The sequence below is a fragment of the Streptomyces sp. BRA346 genome (assembly GCF_052851135.1).
The window spans coordinates 1-19,644 of sequence record NZ_JAIWIH010000026.1; the positions used below are offsets into that span (position 1 = coordinate 1).

The 19,644-nt window shown below is 68.9% G+C and carries 18 protein-coding genes, 1 tRNA gene and 2 pseudogenes; 12 read left to right on the forward strand and 9 right to left on the reverse strand.

What is annotated here, in order from left to right:
• The 4 genes from LCH29_RS28360 to LCH29_RS28375 all read left to right on the forward strand — a co-directional run.
• Positions 1-379 (forward strand): NUDIX hydrolase (locus LCH29_RS28360; protein ID WP_446464544.1); only part of this gene is annotated, 379 nt, incomplete at its 5' end.
• Between the two features lie 57 nt (positions 380-436).
• The gene (locus tag LCH29_RS28365) at positions 437-841 is read left to right on the forward strand and encodes an ATP-binding protein (RefSeq protein ID WP_446464545.1); all 405 of its coding nucleotides are present in this window, start codon (positions 437-439) and stop codon (positions 839-841) included.
• Positions 838-1,128 carry a hypothetical protein gene (locus LCH29_RS28370; protein ID WP_446464546.1) on the forward strand — a complete coding sequence of 97 codons (291 nt, stop codon included), beginning with the start codon at positions 838-840 and terminating at the stop codon, positions 1,126-1,128. The genes LCH29_RS28365 and LCH29_RS28370 overlap by 4 nt, the downstream gene beginning before the upstream one ends.
• 894 nt (positions 1,129-2,022) lie before the next feature.
• Positions 2,023-2,484: a lactococcin 972 family bacteriocin gene (locus tag LCH29_RS28375; protein WP_446464547.1), complete on the forward strand. Its 462-nt coding sequence runs from the start codon at positions 2,023-2,025 to the stop codon at positions 2,482-2,484.
• A 1,047-nt stretch (positions 2,485-3,531) separates the two neighbouring features.
• Here LCH29_RS28375 and LCH29_RS28380 read toward each other — a convergent pair.
• The 3 genes from LCH29_RS28380 to LCH29_RS28390 form a co-directional block, all read right to left on the reverse strand.
• Positions 3,532-3,663: a hypothetical protein gene (locus LCH29_RS28380; protein ID WP_446464548.1), complete on the reverse strand. Its 132-nt coding sequence runs from the start codon at positions 3,661-3,663 to the stop codon at positions 3,532-3,534.
• 1,000 nt (positions 3,664-4,663) lie between these two features.
• Positions 4,664-5,914, reverse strand: a complete 1,251-nt coding sequence (locus LCH29_RS28385) for a helix-turn-helix domain-containing protein (RefSeq protein WP_446464549.1) — start codon at positions 5,912-5,914, stop codon at positions 4,664-4,666.
• Positions 5,915-6,212: 298 nt separating this feature from the next.
• Positions 6,213-6,581 (reverse strand): hypothetical protein, encoded by a 369-nt coding sequence (locus LCH29_RS28390; RefSeq protein WP_446464550.1) that lies wholly within the window; start codon positions 6,579-6,581, stop codon positions 6,213-6,215.
• A 262-nt stretch (positions 6,582-6,843) separates the two neighbouring features.
• Between LCH29_RS28390 and LCH29_RS28395 the strand changes: the two are divergent.
• Together LCH29_RS28395 and LCH29_RS28400 are read left to right on the forward strand one after the other, a co-directional pair.
• Positions 6,844-7,251, forward strand: a pseudogene (locus tag LCH29_RS28395) (DUF817 family protein); the annotation flags it as partial.
• A gap of 8 nt (positions 7,252-7,259) precedes the next feature.
• Entirely contained in the window at positions 7,260-7,874 is a 615-nt protein-coding gene (locus tag LCH29_RS28400; protein WP_446464551.1) for a LysE family translocator, read from the forward strand.
• A 405-nt stretch (positions 7,875-8,279) separates the two neighbouring features.
• Here LCH29_RS28400 and LCH29_RS28405 read toward each other — a convergent pair whose 3' ends face one another.
• The 3 genes from LCH29_RS28405 to LCH29_RS28415 form a co-directional block, all read right to left on the reverse strand.
• A complete protein-coding gene (locus LCH29_RS28405) occupies positions 8,280-8,690 on the reverse strand; it encodes a PIN domain-containing protein (RefSeq protein WP_446464552.1) in 411 nt (136 codons plus the stop codon).
• The gene (locus tag LCH29_RS28410; protein WP_446464553.1) at positions 8,687-8,908 is read right to left on the reverse strand and encodes a type II toxin-antitoxin system VapB family antitoxin; all 222 of its coding nucleotides are present in this window, start codon (positions 8,906-8,908) and stop codon (positions 8,687-8,689) included. Before LCH29_RS28410 ends, LCH29_RS28405 begins: the two co-directional genes overlap by 4 nt.
• Before the next feature lie 76 nt (positions 8,909-8,984).
• Positions 8,985-9,605: a TetR/AcrR family transcriptional regulator C-terminal ligand-binding domain-containing protein gene (locus LCH29_RS28415; protein ID WP_446464554.1), complete on the reverse strand. Its 621-nt coding sequence runs from the start codon at positions 9,603-9,605 to the stop codon at positions 8,985-8,987.
• An 81-nt stretch (positions 9,606-9,686) separates the two neighbouring features.
• On the opposite strand from LCH29_RS28415, the gene LCH29_RS28420 reads away from it, so the two are divergent.
• Positions 9,687-10,721, forward strand: a complete 1,035-nt coding sequence (locus LCH29_RS28420) for an aldo/keto reductase (RefSeq protein WP_446464555.1) — start codon at positions 9,687-9,689, stop codon at positions 10,719-10,721.
• Between the two features lie 120 nt (positions 10,722-10,841).
• A pseudogene (locus LCH29_RS28425) lies at positions 10,842-11,063 on the forward strand (LysR substrate-binding domain-containing protein); the annotation flags it as partial.
• 430 nt (positions 11,064-11,493) lie between these two features.
• On the opposite strand, the gene LCH29_RS28430 reads toward LCH29_RS28425, so the two are convergent.
• Positions 11,494-11,901, reverse strand: coding sequence for an ATP-binding protein (locus LCH29_RS28430; protein ID WP_446464556.1), 408 nt, complete (start codon positions 11,899-11,901; stop codon positions 11,494-11,496).
• A gap of 427 nt (positions 11,902-12,328) precedes the next feature.
• Here LCH29_RS28430 and LCH29_RS28435 point away from each other — a divergent pair, with 427 nt between their 5' ends.
• A complete protein-coding gene (locus LCH29_RS28435; RefSeq protein ID WP_446464557.1) occupies positions 12,329-12,706 on the forward strand; it encodes a MerR family transcriptional regulator in 378 nt (125 codons plus the stop codon).
• A 164-nt stretch (positions 12,707-12,870) separates the two neighbouring features.
• On the opposite strand, the gene LCH29_RS28440 is transcribed toward LCH29_RS28435, so the two are convergent.
• Positions 12,871-13,917, reverse strand: a complete 1,047-nt coding sequence (locus tag LCH29_RS28440) for an ABC transporter permease (protein ID WP_446464558.1) — start codon at positions 13,915-13,917, stop codon at positions 12,871-12,873.
• Positions 13,918-14,027: 110 nt separating this feature from the next.
• Between LCH29_RS28440 and hrpA the strand changes: the two genes are divergently transcribed.
• From hrpA to LCH29_RS28455, 3 genes are all read left to right on the forward strand, one after another.
• Positions 14,028-17,978, forward strand: a complete 3,951-nt coding sequence (gene hrpA / locus LCH29_RS28445) for an ATP-dependent RNA helicase HrpA (protein WP_446464559.1) — start codon at positions 14,028-14,030, stop codon at positions 17,976-17,978.
• Between the two features lie 121 nt (positions 17,979-18,099).
• A tRNA-Asp gene (locus tag LCH29_RS28450) sits at positions 18,100-18,174 on the forward strand.
• A gap of 122 nt (positions 18,175-18,296) precedes the next feature.
• Positions 18,297-18,521 (forward strand): DUF6274 family protein, encoded by a 225-nt coding sequence (locus LCH29_RS28455; protein ID WP_446464560.1) that lies wholly within the window; start codon positions 18,297-18,299, stop codon positions 18,519-18,521.
• A gap of 413 nt (positions 18,522-18,934) precedes the next feature.
• Here the strand turns inward: LCH29_RS28455 and bldC are convergent, their stop codons facing one another.
• Positions 18,935-19,141, reverse strand: a complete 207-nt coding sequence (gene bldC / locus LCH29_RS28460; protein ID WP_003949541.1) for a developmental transcriptional regulator BldC — start codon at positions 19,139-19,141, stop codon at positions 18,935-18,937.
• Positions 19,142-19,644 lie beyond the last annotated feature (503 nt).

Sequence of the window (19,644 nt, forward strand, 5' to 3'; positions counted from 1 at the left end):
CGCTGGCCGTGCGTTGCTGATCAAGCGACGGGACAACGGTAAGTGGGAACCGCCCGGCGGCGTGCTCGAACGCGAGGAAACCATCCCGGACGCCCTGCAACGGGAAGTCCTCGAAGAGACCGGAATCAAGATCGCGCTTCCCGCGACCCTCACCGGCGTCTACAAGAACATGACCGGCCTGATCGTCTCCATGGTCTTCCGCTGCGAAGCCATCGACGGCGCCCCGACCACCGGAGCGGAAACCCGCGCCCTGCGCTGGGTCACCCGCGACGAGGTCACCGAGCTTGCCGACGAGGCGTACGCCATCCGCGTCCTGGACGCGCTCGATAACGCCAGCCCGCCAGCCGTCCGCGCCCACGACGGCGTGCGACTCATCTAGCACTAACCCACGATCCATAGCCTCTACCAGCACGAAGGAACTTGTATGCACGAGTATATGAGTAGTCCGCGAGTCTGGGGGCTGATGTGCCCAGGATTCCGGGAAGAGGTCACTCGCGCCCGCCGCTGGACCCGTGACATCCTCAGCGGCCACCCCTGCGTGGACGACGCCGAGCTGATCGTCAGCGAACTCGGAAGCAACGCCGTCAACCACACCGCCAGCGGCACGGACTTCGGCACCTTCAACCTCACGCTGACGCTGTCCCCTCGGACCGTCGCGATCTCCGTCAGCGATTCCGGCGGGAGCCCCGAACCCCACCCGACCGAGGCCGACCCATACGACACCCACGGCCGCGGATTAAGCATCGTCATGGCTCTGGCCTGCCGCGTGGACATCACCGGCAACCAGCACGGCCGCACCGTCACCGCCCAGCTCGTAGCCCAACAGAAGGCGGATCGATGACTCATCGCCCCGAGCGCAACGACGGCTGGGACCTGGACCAGCTCCACCGCGACGAGATAACCGTGGCGATGAACTGGGTGATCCGCACGTGCCAGGACATCATCCGCGAGTGCAGCCACAAGACGTTCTGGACCCCCACCGGAACCAGCACCGGCACCGCCCCCACCACGGACCACCTCATCCAGTCAGCCCGCACCGACGTGCTCAACAAGCTCCAACACCAGATCAACGGCGCCGAGACCATCATCAGCATCGCCGAGCAAGAACGCGCCAAGCGCAAGCACTGAGTTACAACCTTCTTTACGGGTTCAAGGCGGCTCGCTCCGCTCACCGCGCGCGGCCCGGCCCCCGGCCGGGCCTGCGCTCATGTCTCCGCCCCGCTCCAGCCCGGCCGGTGCCCGTACCGCGCACACAGCAATCAGCCGCTTGACCCTAGGGATTGATGCCTCCGGCGGGGGCGCTCAGGCTCCGGGATGGCGGGGACACCGTTTGCGCCTGCGGGTCCATCGTTGCGAGCGCGGGGAGCTCCCATCCCGTCGCCGTCGTCCCAGGCAGAGCCGAGCGGACGCGGCCCAGGGCGTCAAGGTCGTTCGTACAGTAGCGCGCTCCACCTTGACGCCCTGAACCACGCCCGCTCCACGGTGTGTGGGACGACGGCGACGGGATGGGAGCTAAGGAGGCGGGGCAATGCGGTCAAGGGATCACTGCGGCACGTGCGCCCCGCTGGGTGGGCCCCTGAGGCTCGTTGGAGGACTACGAGGAAGTTATGGATCAGATTTATCTCGTCAACCGAACCGACACGCGGAAGCGCGTGAAGAGACAAGGGACCTACGCCATCTCACCCATGAAGCACTTGCATACCTGGACTCTGCGGGCGCGTTTTCTCCACAAAGAAAAGATCAAGCCATCTAGTACAGCGCCTGCTGGTGGAGATAGTGACATCAAGGTCACTACAGTCGAGCGGCAAACTAGGACAGTGCGCACCAAAATGCGTGACGGAATGCGAACTTCCCCATTAGGTCCATGAACCAGGCAGGGGTGCTTTTCGGGCAGCTCTCATCGCGGCTGTTGACTGCCACCATTACCCAGTCGAAAATCTTTGCGGAACCCCCACAGGAGGGGTTGAGGAGGGGAATATCGTGAGGATATCCGGTAGATCCATAGCTCTCGGCTTTGCGGGCGTGGCGCTCGCAGTAGGTAGCCTCGCTACGCCGGCCGCCGCAGACAGCCCTCAAGCTGCGACGGTTACCGCGAACGGCACTGTCGTCGCCGCAAACGGTTCCGAGATCGGTCAGGTCACCATCCACAAGCGTGGTGACGGCACGGAGCCGCCCGCAGAGCTGGGTAACCCCTCTGAATGGGGTGTAGTGAAGATCAAAATGGACGCTTCGGCGGACTCCGTCAGACCGATGTCGGAGGCCTGCGTCAATGCCAGTGGCGGAAACTGGTGTTATGGCTGGTACACCACCACGGGCGGTAAGTACTGCTACTCGAACTACTACCACCGCACGAAGGACCACAAGTCCTCGGTGAAAATCGCTGGCACCTTGTACTCCAGCGGTTGGGTGGACGCGGGCGACACCTCCAATGCCAACGCCACGGCGGGCCTGGCCTACACCTGCTACACCTACTACAGCATCTAGTAGATCCTGATACCCACGTCAAGAGGTGACTCCTCGGCAGGTGGGGTAGGTTGGTGCGCCACTCGGAGGCTACTCGGTCACCCGTGCAGCCTCGGAGTGGCGCCACCTCCAAGTCTGACTCAATAGCGGAAATGGGGAAGAGAAATCGCACACTTTCCGCGCACTCGCGTTGCGCCGCTTGCAGGGTCCCTCGGGGCGGGTTTGCTGCTTGGCATACTGGGCCCCGTCGCCGGAAAATGGAACAATGGCGTTTGCGTCGCCCTGAATCTTATATTTTCCGGTGGATGGTCGTGGGCCTGTTATGCATTCTTCGTGGGCTATTTCCGCCGATCCAAAATTGAGTCAGCGTTGCTGTCGTCTTTGGGGTTGGCTATCGGCGTGGTTACATACTACCTATTTAAGGATGCAAGCCCCACCGCCCCGGCCGGGCTGGAATCTGGCGCCTCTGGTGAGGGTCTCCCCTCTAGAATTCTCGTGTGGGGAATAGCAGCTTTCGCCCTTGGAGCACCTGTGGGACTCTTGGGAAATCTGGCGCGAGTGCCAGGCGTTGGCGGCCTCCCATTCCGATTGATTGTTCCGCTCGTAGCCTTTTTCGAGACCTCCATGCGGCTGACCACAGAGGCGGATGGGCAAGGTCCGGTTGTCGGAATGACTTGGAACGTGATTCGGTTCGTCGCAGGAGCTGTTGCGTTGGCTCTAGTGGGTCACACAATCTGGAGTTGGTGGCACGCTCGGCGCACGCGTTCCTCGGGGTCTGACGAGCACCGTGCCAGAGGAGGCACTACGTCTGTGTGACCTTATGAAGCCCCGTACCCCAGTCGCACTTCGTGAATAGCGAGTCGTTGGGGCTGCGGGATTCAGCCGACGTCGGTCGCCTGACGCCAGCCGTGACACCAACGGGCGCGTACGCCGACGCCAGCAGCGGACGTCAGCGGACCGCCGGGCCAGGCGAAACGGGCCGTGGCGGTCAGCGCACCCCGCCTGAAAAGCGGAAGGTCGCCGGTTCGACCCCGGCCCCAGCCACCGCCGAGAAAGCCCCCGACGAGATCACTCGCCGGGGGCTTCTTCGTTGCCGGTGACGCCTACGGCTGACACCAACGCAACGTGCGCGGGGACGCCAAGATCCAGCAGCAGCGTGATGCAGGTGTGGCGCAGATCGTGAAGGCGCAGCTTCCGCACCGGACCCGGCTCCGCCGAAGGTTGCCCGGCTCATGCAGCGTCCCTATCCGAGGTGGGAAGGCCAGCCCGTTTTCCAGCCACGTCGTGCCGACCGCCGCTCGCTCCTGCGCCTGCCGCTCCTGGCTCGGAGCGCGGAGATCGCGAGGGCGGGAGAGGGATGTCCCCGTCCGGCTACAGCTCGTCGTCCTCTTCGACGCCCCGAAGGGGCCTGATCTTCATGCCAACCTCCGACGGATCAAGACGGCGGCCACGAGCCTCGCGGGCGCTCACCGTCAGCGAGTCCGGCAAGGCGGACGGGACCGTCATCGGCCGCGCTCGACGCGGTGGTAGGAGGCGAGGGGCTGCCGTCGAACGGGGCCCGCTGCTGCGGAAAAGTGGGCGCGCAATCGGGGCAGGCGTAGACCGTGCCGCCTCCGGCGCTCGCGCCGTGCCCGAGCGCGACCACGACTGGTTGCCTGGTGGTCGTTTGGCAACGGGCGCAGACCTGGACGCTCACCGGGCCGTCGCCTCCTCGGCAGGCTCAGCGGCAATCGCCCGCGCCAGGGCCTCGCGGAGCCGTTCTGGGGCGGTGAGGTACCGGTCCGGCCCCACAGGGACGCGCCAGTGCAGGCGCGGACCAGACCTCCAGCTCGCGGGCGGCACGCCGACGTACGTGACCTCGGCGCCGTGCGCACCGAGTGCCTGTACATGCGGCAAATCCCGCCAGTGCTGGGCATGGCCCGCTGGGACGAGCCAGTGCATGAGGCCGTAGTCGGCGATGACGGCGCCGGACGCGTCGCCGAGTAACTCCAGCGCCCGTTCACCGATCTCAGCGGGGGCACGCAGGACGTCCCAGTACGGGCCTGACCATCTCGACGTCGCTGCCGCGCGGCGGCGTCCACGGAGTGGGTGTTCTGGGGTGGGTCTGCACGCGGTCTCCCGGCATCATCGGTGAGCAGGTGATGACCGACCGTAAGAGCGCCGGGAGCGGGGTAGGGCAGGATTCCTGCCCCTCGAACATTCAGGCGGCCAATACCCCGATCTTCACCGCGAGTTCGGCGGCGCGACGGCGATGCACCTGAGACTTCGACTCGGTCTCTTCCAGGACGATGCGGCGGGCGTAGCCGTTGTAGCGGATCGTCTCCGGTGCGGCCTCGTACGCCTTGTCCAACGTCGCCAGCGCGGCCTCCGGCTGCCCGTCCAACTGGTAGCCCCTGGCCTCCTCGATCCGGTGCCGGGCTCGCCGCGGCCGCGACGGAATCGTCCTGGCGTCCGCCTTCGCGGCCTGCCGTACGGACTCCCCGCCCGCGTGCAGTTCGACGGCGACCGTGACCGCGTGCGCGCCCATGACGGCCCGGGAGAACGACGTCGCCGGGTGGAAGTAGTCGGCGGGCAGCCGCTTGGCCATCTTGCGGGCGGTGTCCCAGTAGCGCCAGGCGATGCCGGTGTCCCCGCGGCGGGCCGCGGTGTATCCGGCCTCGAACTGCAAGGCACCGGCGATGGCGCGTACGTCGTCCGACGCGTCCGGCAGCAACGGGTCCAGGTAGCGCAGCGTCTTGAGGGTGACCGCGTCGGCCGCGTCGAAACGGGCGGGCCCGCTGTCGCGGTGGGCCTGGGCGGTGAGCCAGGCGGCGACGCCGATCGCGTGCGGGTCCTCGCTCTCCTGAGCGGCCACCATGCCGCGCTCGGCCGCGCGCCACAGCAGGGCGGAGTCGGGCTGGTAGGCGAGGAAGAACTGGCTCAGGCCGTAGACCTCGGCGAGCACGGCCTGCGCCGCTCGCCGCTCGGGGGCACGGTCGGCCTGACGCACGACGAGCTGCGCATCCCGGATGAGGTCCGGGAGGAGACCGCCGATCACCTCGCGGTGATTGGGCGCGGAATGGCGTGCGGACCAGGCGCTCGCGAGGCGAGCGCTCAGGTGTGCGGCCGACGGCGCCTCGCGGTCGGTGGCCAAGGGGAACGCGTCGATCGCATCTCGCACGGCGGGCAGCTTGGCGTGGCCGGGGCCGATGAAGAGGTCCACGGGCATGGTCTGATCGCCCGTGAGTTCACCGAGGTTGCGCACGCGCAGCACCTCGGCGACCCGCAAGATCATGGGCAGTCCCGGAGTGTGGAGCGTGCCGTTCTCCACCTGCTTCACCCAGCTCGGGGACTTGCCGAGCAGACCTGCGAGGACGGTACGGCTCATGCCTCGGCGTGTGCGGAGGACCTGCATGCGCTGGCCGAAGACCAACGGGTGGTTCATCGGGTCCGGAGTGACATCAGATGGCATGGCCTTGCCCCTCTCTGTCCAGCTCGTCGCTGCCAGGGTATGGGGCAAGGCCCTTGTCATGTGAGGCCGTTCACCCGCCGGGCCGACGAAAGCCCCGAAGGCAGCGAGGCAGCGGACGCCGGCGGACCGCCCAGCCAGGCGAAGCGGGTACCGGCGGCGGCCTTACTCGGCCTGAAAAGCGGAAGTCGGCGGTTCGGCGCCGGGCTCGGCCGTCGGCGCTGAACAGCGGAAAAGGCCCTGGCGGTTTTGTCCGTCGGGGCCTTTTGTGCGCGCTGATGCGCGGCTCGCGCCGGGGCGGTCAGACGTCGGCGCAGATGACGAAGACGCTGATGCCCACGTTGTCGGTGGCGGTCTGGCGGCCCAGGCCGATCCAGCCGGTTCCGTCGTCGGTGGGGAAGCTGCCGAGGAGGATCGCGGTGTCGCCGCGGGCCTCGGCGCCGCCGCCGAGGGCCTTCTTGCCGTGGGGGCAGTAGACCGTGCGCCGCTGGAAGTTCGGGACGTTCGCATTGGGCAGGGTGACCAGCTCGTAGCCGGGCACCCCCTCGCCGGGGCGGGGGTCTCCCTGGGAAACGGACCCCTGGCCGCCGCTGCCGTGCGCCGCCCAGGCGGCGCCTGGCGTCAGGGCCATGGCCAATGCTCCGGCAGCGATGACGAGCCTTCCACGCATGCGTGTCTTCCTTTCGTCACGGGCCCCTGGACGGGACCGGCACCGTGAAGAGCGTGACCAGGCAAAGTGGAAAATAAGGCGTAAAAGTGTGTAAATCCTACGTACGAGGGAAGCGTGACGGGGCGTACGGGTGCTCCGGGGCGGAACCGGGCCGGGTCGCCCTGTGGGTGGCGTCGTACGGTGCATGGACGATGGCATCCGGGTTCGCGTGGCCTCTGCCGGGGAGGCGGAGGCGATGGCGGACCTTCACACTCGGGCTCGCTTGTGCCGGGCCTGGCGGCTGCACGACCTGGAGCTGGTGCGTTACCGGCCGTGGCCCACCGCGGTGGTGGCCGCGGGCGTCTATGTGAACTTCTTCAGCCACCACTGGCTGCCCGATGTCCGACGGGTCCTCGCCGTGCTGCTCGTGGCGGTCACCGCCGGTACGTCGGTGCGGTTCACCGTGGGGAGCGTGCGCTACCGCATGCCGCTTCCGCTGTCGTTCGCGCTGATCGGCTTCTTCCTGTGGCTGGCCGAAAACATCGCCACGTACGTGGGGGCCTGGCGCTACCCGAATCAGATGCACGGCTGGCAGCCGGTGGCGGTGGAGAAGTTCGGGGCCTGGGCGCTGCTGGTCAGCGTCACGGTGGTGCTGGTGGCCGCCGTACAGCGGCCCGGAGCAGTGCGATGATGCGACACATGTTCGTCCAGTTTTTCGCCGCCGCCGGTGTGCTCGCCGTCCTGACCGTGGTTCCCGGGCCGGATATGGCCGTGGTGACGAAGCGGGCCGTCTCGTGCGGCTGGCGGGACGGCTTGCGGACGGCCGCCGGGATCACCACCGGGCTGCTGGTGTGGGGTGTGCTCACGCTGGTCGGGCTGGCGGCCGTGCTGGCCGCGTCCGCCGTGGCGTACACGGTGGTGAAGCTGGCGGGGGCCGCGTATCTGGTCGTGCTCGGGGTGCAGTCGTTGCTGCGCAGTCGGCGCGGGCATGCGACCGGGGCACCAGCGGCCGCTCCGGCGGGGAACGCCTGGCGTACGGGGCTGGTCAGCAATGTCTTCAACCCCAAGATCGCCGTCTTCTATACGGGACTGCTGCCGACGCTCGCCCCGGCCGGACTCTCTCCCCACCTGGGGATGGCGATCCTGGTGCTGCTGCATGCGTCGATCACCGCCGTCTATCTCGCCGGCTACGTGATGCTGCTGGCCAAGGCCCGTGGCTTCTTCGAACGGCCCGCCGTGCAGCGGGTCCTGGACCGGGTGACCGGTGTCGTGCTGATCGGGTTCGGGGTCAAGGTGGCCGCGACGCGGCACTGACGGGCATGCGCCCGGAGTTACCGGGGGGAACTCTGTTTCAAACGGAGTCGCTGCCACAGAATCGGAAGCCGCGGGCCGTCAGAGGGAGAAGTGGTATGTCGCGGGGATGGAAGATCGCGCTCATCGTGCTGGTGGCAGGGGTCGTCGGCTGGTTCCTGTGGCCCTGGTTCCTCTACTCCTGGGCGCGCAGGGAGTGAGGTCCCAGCCGCAGCGCAGCGACAGGTCGCCACTACGCGGCCCTGCCCGGTGCTGCTGGTGGCCTTGCGGGTCGTGCAGGGCATCGCGGTGGGCGGCGAGTGGGGCGGGGACCAACCCCAACGTCCGAAAGGGCCGTGAGGACTCGCCGCAGGAGGCCGAGACGGAAACCCAGGCCCTTTGACCGGGCGTCCCGGCCGCACTCCCGCCTCAGGCCAGATCGTGGACGTTGTGTTCACGCAGGTCAGGTGCGTGCCGGGCGACGGCTCGGTAGTCGGCGTCGTCGTGGAGGACGGTCAGGCCGTGGTGGGCGGCGGTCGCGGCGATGATGAGATCCACCGCCGAGGCACTGCGATGCTCGCCGGCTTGGGCCATGCGGTGCTGTACAGAACCGACCCAGCGGCCTGCGTTCTTCGGCACCGACGCGTCGGGGTACAGGTCCGTGAACATCTCCGCGATCTCGTCGTACTCGCGGCGGTTCCGAGCGCTGTACTGGAACTCGGCGCGCTGTGGATAGCAGGACGCCACAACCTGGGCGTCGATCGCGTCGTACCAGGCTGACTGCAGCTTGGGGTCGCGAAGCAATCGGACGAGGCCGGAGGTGTCGAGCAGGTACATCACCGGGTGTGCTTCTCCGCCTGGTGAAGCTGTTCGGCGTCCTCGACGGCGCCCCAGTTCTGCGCACGCTCGAAGTGCCGACTGATGCGTGCCGCCCGCTCCTGCTGCTCGGCATAGAAGTGAAGCGCGAGATTGACCGCTTCCTTCTTGGTCCTGACCTTGGACAGGGCCATGACCCGTTCCAGTGCGTCATCGTCGATATCGATCTGGGTCACGGACATCTGCCCTCCAGGCGATGTTGGTTATGTACATAGGAGCATACGCTGCCAACATCCAGCGGGCAGGGGCGCTCCAGTGCTACGCGTACGCCCCCGCCCGCGCCGCCGCGGCCGCGGCCGCGGCGGCGCGGTCCGCGGCCGCCTCGTCCAGCGGGATGCCGCTGGTCAGCAGGCGGTAGTAGAGGGGCGCGGAGACGGCCCGGATCACCTCGTACGGATCGGTGCCCTCGGGGACTTCCCCGCGGTCGATGGCCTGCTGGACGCAGGGCGCCCACTCCTGGATCCGCAGTTCGTAGAAGCGGTGCAGGGCCTCGGCCGTCCTCGGGTCGCAGGTGGCGGCCGCGATCACCGCCTTGAAAAGGGCGCCCTGCCGCGGATCGGCCAGGGTCCGCCGTACGAGCCGGGCGTTGGCCGTCAGGTCGCCGAGCAGCGAGCCGGTCTCGGTGCGCGGGAGCGACTGCTCGGCCATGTCCATCAGCAGGTCGGCCACCAGACCGGTCACGGTGCCCCAGCGGCGGTAGACGGTCGTCTTGCCCACCTCGGCGCGGCGCGCGATGTCCGCGAGGTCGAGGTGGGCGAAGCCGTGCTCGGCCAGGGTGTCCCCGGTCGCCCGTAGCACCGCCGCCCTGACCCTGGCCGTGCGTCCGCCCGGGCGGACCGTTCCCGGATCCGTGCCACCGTCACCGCCACCGTCCGCCATAACGGGACTCCTGTTCCGTTAGTCGCCTTCCTCTGCTACGTTCAGCTTAACGGAACCACAGAACCGTTAGAGGGGTCGGTCATGGAACACAGACGGCTGGGCGCATCCGGACTCCAGGTCCCGGTGCTGAGCTTCGGAGCGGGCACCTTCGGCGGCCGGGGGCCGCTGTTCGGCGCCTGGGGCAGCACCGACGCGCACGAGGCACGGCGCCTCGTGGACATCTGCCTCGACGCGGGGCTCACGATGTTCGACACCGCCGACGTCTACTCCGACGGCGCCTCCGAGGAGGTGCTGGGCGAAGCGATCAAGGGCCGCAGGGACCGGGTGATCGTGTCCACCAAGACCGGCCTGCCGACGGGCGACGGGCCGGGGGACGCCGGGACCTCCCGTTCGCGGCTGATCGCCGCGTGCGAGAACGCCCTGCGGCGGCTCGGCACCGACTACCTCGACCTGTTCCAGCTGCATGCCTTCGACGCCGGGACGCCCGTCGAGGAAGTCCTGTCCACGCTCGACGATCTCGTCCGGGCCGGAAAGGTCCGTTACACCGGGATCTCCAACTTCTCCGGCTGGCAGGCGATGAAGTCGCTCGCCCTCGCCGACGAGCGCGGCCACCAGCGCTACGTGGCACACCAGGTCTACTACTCCCTCATCGGCCGCGACTACGAATGGGAGCTGATGCCCCTCGGGCTCGACCAGGGGCTCGGGGCGCTCGTCTGGAGCCCGTTGGGCTGGGGGCGGCTCACCGGCAAGGTCCGGCGGGGCGCACCGCTGCCGGAGCACAGCCGACTGCACCGGACGGCCGACTACGGACCGCCCGTCGACGACGACCACCTCTACCGCGTGGTCGACGCCCTCGACGAGATCGCCGAGGAGACCGGCAGGGCCGTCCCGCAGATCGCCCTCAACTGGCTGCTGCGGCGGCCGACCGTCGCCTCCGTCATCATCGGCGCCCGCACCGAGGAGCAGCTCCGCCAGAACCTCGGCGCCGTCGGCTGGGCGCTCACGCCCGACCAGGTGGCGAAGCTCGACGCGGCGAGCGCCGGGACGGCCCCGTACCCGTACTTCCCCTACCAGCGGCAGGAAGGCTTCGCCCGGCTCAACCCACCAGTGTGGTGATCGCCCTGGTATGCGACGGGCGCAGGGGTACGGGCGGCCCGGGTGGGTACGGGCCGCGCAGGAGTCCGGGGCTGACGGAAAAGCGGCCCCGGCGGGCCCACAACGCTCCGGGAGAGACATGGTGTGCCGCTCCCGGTCGACCACCCGCTGACGGATCTGCGGACGATCCCCCTCAGCGCGCTGGCCGACGAGTCCTGGGTGCTGGACGAGGACCGCGACGAGTTCACCGCCGCCTGCGCCCGGGCGGGCTTCGAGCCACGTACCGTCGCCCTCACCAACGACCCCGCCACCGCCCACGACCTGGTCGCCACGGCGTGGGCGCGGCCGTCGCGGAGGGCCTGACCCTGCGCCGCGGCCCGACCCGCGGGTGGTGGCCCGCCCGCTCCGCGGCCGGCCGCCGCGCCGCCTGCACGCCCTGCTGAGGGCGGGGCGACACGGGCCCCCGCGGTGGAGGCGCTGCTCACGGCGCTGCGGGAGGCGGTGGAGGACCATCGCGCGGCGAACGGGGACCCCGCCCCGTTACGGCCGGCGCGGGCGGCGGAGGCCGCGGGGTGACGGCGGGGGCGCCGGGATGGGGTAGAGTAGATCTTGCAACGCCGCCCCGAGGGGCGGAAGTTGATGCGTCGGTCGTCTAAGGAAAGATGCTCGTCTCCAAACGAGAGATGTAGGTGCAAGGCCTGCTCGGCGCTCCATGAAAGATCCCTCTCCTGAGGTCAGGGGAGGGATTTTTTGCGTGTGCGCTGTGCGTCTGCGCGCCGGACGGGGTGTGGGGTCAGCGGGAGAGGGTGGCGTAGATCGTCTTGCCGCGGCCGCGGGTGATGGTCACCTCCCGGGCCAGACGCTGCACCATGTGCCAGCCGAAGCCGCCGGTGCCGGTGTTCAGGTCGGGCGGACGGGCCCGGGGCGCCGCCGGGTTCGGGTCGCTGACGGCGACGGTCACCGTGTCGGGACCGGCGGAGAGTTCGAGGGTGTACCGGCCGCCGCCGTGGCGCAGCGCGTTGGTGACGAGCTCGGACACCACCAGGAGGATGGCGTCGGTCGCGTCGGACCCCGGGGGCGGAGTGAGCCCCCTGGTGAAGGCCTTGGTGACGGCGCGGGCACGGTGAATGCCGCCAGGGCTGTCACCCCGCACCACGGTCGAGGCCGTGGGCCGAGTGTTGGCGATCTTCGTGCCGTTCATACGCGTACACCCCAGGTCGGATCGGATATGCCGCTTTGCAGAGGCTCTTGTGCCCGCTCTGTCGCTCCGCACGCTTGCCTGGCCCGGGAACGCCAGCTCTTCGATCTTGACCGGTCAGGAAAATCTGTCGTGGCGACTGTAGACATGGGCCGCGTCCCGGAGTTAGATTCCCTGTCGTAGTCACGGCGCCCAGTGAGGCGCGGCGGACACACCGACGACAAGGAGGCGGACAGCATCAGGATCCCCCGGGCGAGGAGTTGAGTCCGCTCGGGTACCGCACGCCCCGGAAGGGAAGGTGGTCCCCGGTCAGATATCCGCGATCCCCGCACACCTGTCGTCTCAGACGGGTACGCGGACAATGGTGTTGAACCCCTCGGGGCCCTGGAGCCGATGCGGCGCCAGGGCCCCTCGACGCGCGACCGACGAGATGACGGATGAGGTGTCAGTGGCCGAAGACAAGCAGCACAGCCGACTCGACGATGACGACTACCCCGCGTACACCATGGGCCGTGCCGCCGACCTCCTCGGCACCACACCGGCCTTCCTGCGGGCCATCGGCGAAGCCGGTCTGATAGCGCCGCTGCGCTCGGAGGGCGGCCACCGCCGCTACTCGCGCCATCAGCTGCGCATCGCCGCCCGCGCCCGAGAGCTCGTCGACCAGGGCACCCCGGTCGAGGCCGCGTGCCGCATCGTCGCTCTGGAGGATCAGCTCGAAGAAGCCCAGCGCATCAACGACGAACTGCGGCGCGACGTCCCGGCGCCCCGGCGTGACGGGGATTGCGCGGCAGGCCCCCGGATGGGGTAATGTAGATCTTGCAACGCCGCCCCGAGGGGCGGAAGTTGATGCGTCGGTCGTCTAAGGAAAGATACTCGTCTCCAAACGAGGGATGTAGGTGCAAGGCCTGCTCGGCGCTCCATGAAAGATCCCCCTCCTGATGCCAGGAGGGGGATCTTTTGCGTCCGCTGGGCCTAAGAGGACGGGGTCGCCGCGCCCGGGCGGCCGCCCGGGTGGCGGTGGCGCCAGGTCCAGAAGACGACGACGGAGACGAGCGACCATCCGGCCAGCACCAGGAACGGGAAGCCGTGCTGGTGTCCGCCGAAGTAGACGGCGGTGTGCTGGGCGTTGACCGAGGCGCCCGGCGGCAGCCAGCGGCCGATGGCGCCGAGCAGGGACGGGAGCAGCGGCCAGGAGACCGCGCCGCCCGACGACGGGTTGCCGAGGAGGACCATCAGCCCCCAGGTGGGGATGAGCGCCCAGCGCCCGAACAGGACGTTGAACATGGAGAACACCATCCCCGACGTGAACATCGTCAGGGCGAGGATCGCCCAGGACCCGGCGAAGGGGAGGTCCAGCGCGCCGAGCCCCCAGTCGACGATCGCGGCGATGACGAAGCCGCCGAGCAGCGCGTACGCCACGGTGAAGGCGATCCGCTCGGCCGGGTTCAGCTCGCCCGCGTTGACGCTCAGCTGGACGGCGCCGAGAAAGCCCATGATCACGGCGGCCAGCGAGATGTAGAAGACCGCCAGACCCCGCGGATCGCCCGGCTGGAGCGGCTTCAGGTCCCGTACGGCGACGGGCACGCCCACCGCCCGGCCCACCTTCGCACCGGCCGAGGCGAGCACCTGGGCGACGCCGGCGCCCGCGGCCGAGGACAGATCCAGCTCGACGCCGCGGCCGCGCGTGCGCAGGATCCCGAAGACCTGCTGCTCCTCGACGGCCCGGGCGGCGCGGCCGTACGACGGCTCGTGGTGCAGCCGCAGCGAGGCGTCCAGGGCCTTCTCCATCCCGGCGACGAAGCGCTGCGGCGGGGCGGCGCCCTGCTGGGTGATCACGACGGCGACGGGGATCCGGCGCGGGGTGGGATTGGCGAAGGCGAAGGTGTACGAGCCCGCGAAGAGCCCCGCGCCCGCCGAGATGATCAGCACGATGACCGTGGCCGGGAAGAACGGGCTGTGCTTGAACCGGGTCCACGGGGACCGGGCCCCCGGGGGCTCCGGGGAGTCGTCGTCCGCCATGCGCTCACGCTAGAGGGGACACTCCCGGCATATCGCACGACGTGGCCCGGACAACACCCGGCGGAAATGGTTCGCCAGTCGTTTTGCCGAGGTGAGATCCTGGGGTCCGTATGTCCACGACTCCTGCCCCCGCCCTGTCCGCCCTCCTGGAGCGGCTCCCCGAGCTGATGCTGCGCGACCAGCAGCGGCTGGGGCGCCGGCTCGACGGCGTCCGCCGGATCCGCAAGCCCGAGGCCCGCGCGGCCGTGCTCGGCGAGATCGCCGAGGACGTCGAGCGGGCCGAGCTGAGGGTCGCGAACCGCCGCGCCGCCGTCCCGGACGTCACCTATCCGGAAGAGCTGCCGGTCAGCCAGAAGAAGGACGACATCCTCGCGGCCGTCCGCGATCACCAAGTGGTGATCGTCGCGGGCGAGACCGGCTCCGGGAAGACCACGCAGATCCCCAAGATCTGCCTGGAGCTGGGCCGCGGCGTCAGGGGACTGATCGGGCATACGCAGCCCCGCCGGATCGCGGCGCGCACCGTGGCCGAGCGCATCGCGGACGAGATCGGGACGCCGCTCGGCGAGTCCGTCGGCTGGAAGGTCCGCTTCACCGATCAGGTGAGCCAGGACACCCACGTCAAGCTGATGACGGACGGCATCCTGCTGGCCGAGATCCAGACCGACCGCGAGCTGCGCCAGTACGACACGATCATCATCGACGAGGCCCATGAGCGCAGCCTCAACATCGACTTCCTGCTCGGCTACCTGGCCCAGCTCCTCCCCCGCCGCCCCGACCTCAAGGTCGTGATCACCTCCGCGACCATCGACCCGGAGCGCTTCTCCCGCCACTTCGGCGACGCGCCGATCGTCGAGGTCAGCGGGCGTACGTACCCGGTCGAGGTGCGCTACCGGCCGCTGCTGGAGGAGGGCGGCGAGGACAGCGACCGGGACCAGATCACCGCGATCTGCGACGCGGTGGACGAGCTCCAGGCCGAGGGTCCTGGCGACATCCTGGTCTTCCTCTCCGGCGAGCGGGAGATCCGCGACACGGCCGACGCGCTGAACAAGAAGCAGCTGCGGTCCACCGACGTGCTGCCGCTGTACGCCCGGCTGTCGCACGCCGAGCAGCACCGGGTCTTCCAGAGACACAGCGGCCGCCGGATCGTCCTCGCCACGAACGTCGCGGAGACCTCGCTGACCGTCCCCGGCATCCGGTACGTGATCGACCCGGGCACGGCCCGGATCTCCCGCTACAGCCATCGCACCAAGGTCCAGCGGCTGCCCATCGAGCCGGTCTCCCAGGCCAGCGCCAACCAGCGCAAGGGCCGCTGCGGCCGGACCAGCGACGGCATCTGCGTCCGGCTGTACTCCGAGGACGACTTCCTCACCCGCCCGGAGTTCACGGAGGCCGAGATCCTCCGTACCAACCTGGCCTCCGTCATCCTCCAGATGACCGCGGCGGGGCTCGGCGACATCGAGAAGTTCCCGTTCATCGATCCGCCGGACCGGCGCAACATCAAGGACGGCATCCAGCTCCTGGAGGAGCTGCACGCGCTGGACGGCAAGCAGAAGGACCCGCGCAAGCGGCTCACCCCGATGGGCCGGAAGCTGGCCCAGCTGCCGGTGGACCCGCGGCTGGCCCGGATGGTGCTGGAGGCGGACCGCAACGGCTGCGTCCGCGAGGTCATGGTGATCGCGGCGGCGCTGTCCATCCAGGACCCGCGCGAGCGCCCCTCCGACAAGCAGCAGCAGGCGGATCAGCAGCACGCCCGGTTCAAGGACGAGTCGAGCGACTTCCTGGCCTTCCTCAACCTGTGGACATACATCCGGGAGCGGCAGAAGGAGCTGTCCTCGTCCGCGTTCCGCCGCATGTGCCGCAATGAGTACCTCAACTACCTGCGCATACGCGAGTGGCAGGACATCTACAGCCAGCTGCGCACGGTCGCGAAGACCATGGACATCCAGCTGTCCGAGCAGGACGCGGCGCCGGACCATGTCCACCAGTCGCTGCTGTCCGGGCTGCTCTCGCACGTGGGCCTCAAGAACGCCGGGGGGGAGGGTGGGAAGGACAGCGCGAAGAACGAGTACCTCGGCGCACGCAGCGCCAAGTTCGCCGTCTTCCCCGGGTCGGCGCTGTTCAAGAAGCCGCCGCGCTGGGTGATGTCGGCGGAGCTGGTCGAGACCTCCCGGCTGTGGGCACGGGTCAACGCGAAGGTCGAGCCGGAGTGGATCGAGCCGCTGGCCCAGCACCTGGTCAAGCGCACCTACAGCGAGCCGCACTGGGAGCAGAAGCAGGCCGCGGTGATGGCGTACGAGCGGGTCACGCTCTACGGCATCCCGATCGTCGCCCAGCGGAAGGTCAACTACGGCCGGATCGACCCGGAGACCAGCCGCGACCTGTTCATCCGCAACGCCCTGGTCGAGGGCGACTGGCGCACCCACCACCAGTTCTTCCACGACAACCGGAAGCTGCTGGGCGAGGTGGAGGAGCTGGAGCACCGCGCCCGGCGCCGCGACATCCTGGTGGACGACGAGACGCTGTTCGACTTCTACGACCAGCGGATCCCCGAGCACGTGGTGTCGGGGGCCCACTTCGACTCCTGGTGGAAGCACAAGCGCCGGGACGAGCCGGAGCTTCTCAACTTCGAGAAGTCGATGCTCATCAACGAGCGGGCGCAGGGCGTCTCCAAGGACGCGTATCCGGACTCCTGGCGCCAGGGGAAGCTCAAGTTCAGGGTGACGTACCAGTTCGAGCCGGGGGCGGACGCGGACGGCGTGACCGTCCACATCCCGCTCCAGGTGCTCAACCAGGTCACCCCGGACGGCTTCGACTGGCAGATCCCCGGGCTGCGCGAGGACCTGGTCACCGAGCTGATCCGGTCGCTGCCCAAGCCGGTGCGCCGCCACTACGTCCCGGCGCCGAACTACGCCCAGCGCTTCCTGGACGGCGCCGTACCGCTCCAGGAGCCGCTGACGGCGGCGCTGGGCCGGGAGCTGCACCGGATGGTGGGGGTGCGGATCGAGCCGGAGGACTGGGACCCGGCCAAGGTCCCCGAGCATTTGAAGATCACCTTCCGGGTGGTCGACGAGCGGCGCCGCAAGCTCGCCGAGGACAAGGACCTGGAGGCGCTCAAGCAGCGGCTGAAGCCGAAGACCCGGGCCGCGATCTCCAAGGCGTTCGAGTCCTCGAAGGAGTCCGCCGGCATCGAGCAGCGCGGCGGGCTGACCTCGTGGACCGTAGGCTCCCTGCCGCGCACCTTCGAGACCCGCCGCGGCGGCCAGCCGGTCAAGGCGTACCCGGCGCTGGTGGACGAGGGCGCGTCGGTGGCGTTGCGGCTCTTCGACACCGAGCCCGAGCAGCGGCAGGCGATGTGGCGGGGCACCCGGCGGCTGATCCTGCTCCAGCTGCCGTCCAACCCGGCGAAGTTCGCGCAGGGGAAGCTGACCAACCAGGCCAAGCTGGCGCTCTCCAGCAGCCCGCACGGCAGCATCGCGGCGCTCTTCGAGGACTGCGTCTCCGCGGCCGCCGACCGGCTCATCGCGGCGCGCGGCGGCCCGGTGTGGGACGAGGAATCGTTCCGCAAGCTCTTCGACGCGGTGCGGGCCGACATCGCGGACGCCACGCTGGACACCGTCCGGAAGGTCCAGGAGGTGCTGGCGGCCTGGCAGGCGTGCGAGCGGCGGCTGAAGGGCATCAAGAGCCCGGTGCTGCTGCCGTCCCTCACGGACGTCCGGGAGCAGCTCTCGGAGCTGATGACGCCGGGCTTCGTGACCGCGCACGGCGTACGCCGCCTCCCGGACCTCATGCGCTATCTGGTGGCCGTGGACCGGCGGCTCCAGCAGCTCCCCACCAACGCCGAGCGGGACCGCACCCGGATGGCGAAGGTGAAGGAGATGCGGGACGAGTACGCCTGGCTGCTGGAGCAGTTCCCGGCGGGCCGCCCGGTGCCCGCGGAGGCGCTGGAGATCCGCTGGATGATCGAGGAGCTGCGGGTCAGCTACTTCGCGCACGCCCTGGGCACGGCCTATCCGGTCTCCGACAAGCGCATCGTGAAGGCCATCGACGCGGTGGCGCCATAGCCATCGGCACCGCCGGACGGGCCGGGCGGGCGCGAGTTCGACCGCACCCCCTGACCTGCTGTAGAGTCTGTGACGCACAGCAGCGAGGCACACAGTGAACAGGCTGTGGGGCGTCACTGATGGTCCTGTGGAGCAGTTTGGAGTGCTCGCCACCCTGTCAAGGTGGAGGCCGCGGGTTCAAATCCCGTCAGGACCGCAGAAACGACCGAAGGCCCGGATCCGCACAAGGATCCGGGCCTTCGGTCGTCTTGACGGCACCCGCGCCCGGCGGTACCCAGACTAAAAGGTGGCGTGGGGGTGGCCGGGAGGTGCGGGCACATGACGACGACCGCGAAACATGAGACCAGGGCGCTCCTGAGGGCCCATCTGGCGGCCGCCTCGGGCTACCGCCACTTCACCCGGCACTGCCCCGTCTGCCATCGCCTGCTGCGGCTGGCGATGGAGCCCGCGCCGCCCGCGGAGCAAGCGCCCGCCGGGCCGTCGGCCGGGCCACCGGCCGGGGAGGCTCCACGGGCGGACTCCGACGGATCATCAACTCGGTAAGCCCTTACCGCAGTTCCGGGGAAATCGACAAGCGTTGAACTATGTGACGGGAGTCACCGGCGGTGATCCGGGAGTGGGGTAACTTACACCCGCCTCACAACAGGTCAATTTAATATGTGCAATTGCACCCTCTGTCCGGGCCATTCGCGGACCACCTGATCGCCCCCTGTCCCCTACCCCTCGCGGGCCGTCAAGACGCTCCTCGGCCCCGTCCGGATCCGTCCCGAACACCCCGCGGGGGACCCGTCACGCGGGCATAAAAAAGATCGCGCTGGACCCGGCGGAGTCCAGCGCGATCGACGACGCACCCATGTCGAGCGGTGATGGCCTGTTGGGGCAGGCACCCGTCGTGGTGGAGCCATACAGGCGAAAGCCGGGCTGGGGGGCCCGGATATGCCCGGTTATGCGGTTGTTCAGGCCTCGCTGCGCTGCTGCGGGATGCCCGCCAGAAGTGCGCGGACCTCCGCTTCGCGGTAGCGCCGGTGCCCTCCGAGCGTGCGGATGGACGTGAGCTTGCCAGCCTTGGCCCAGCGCGTGACCGTCTTCGGGTCCACACGGAACATGGTGGCAACCTCAGCCGGGGTCAGCAGCGGCTCGGCATCAGGGGTGCGAGCGGTCATGAGCGGCCTCCTCGGGAGAACCGAACCATCACGGTTCTTTCCTCTAAATTCTGCACCTTGACCCACGTTGCCCGAAATGGCGGACGCGGGCCGAGTCGGTTATAGGACGAACGGCTTGTCCTCGGCACTACAACTACACCATCTGTCCAGCCCCGTCGGCCAAACCGATGGAATTGCCCTCTCAGGTGTCCAACCTCGACGGAAGCCGATGGACCATGCCATAACGGACAGTCACGCGGCCGTGACGATCAGTCACAACAGGATCAGGGGTATCAGATCCGCCAAGGAGTGCAATACCGATGAATCCGCCCATACTTGGGCGGAAGGAGAACTTCCCGGACTCCTTGTCCTATTTTGACACGAGGATGGGGGATTGCCGCAAGACCCGAAGTCAGTGCTTTAGATCACCATTGACGCAATGGCCCGGATCGGGACCTACGTCCCCCACTCCGGCTCTGACGCGCCCGGCCGCCCGATGGATCCGCTTTCCCCGGATCTTCCCC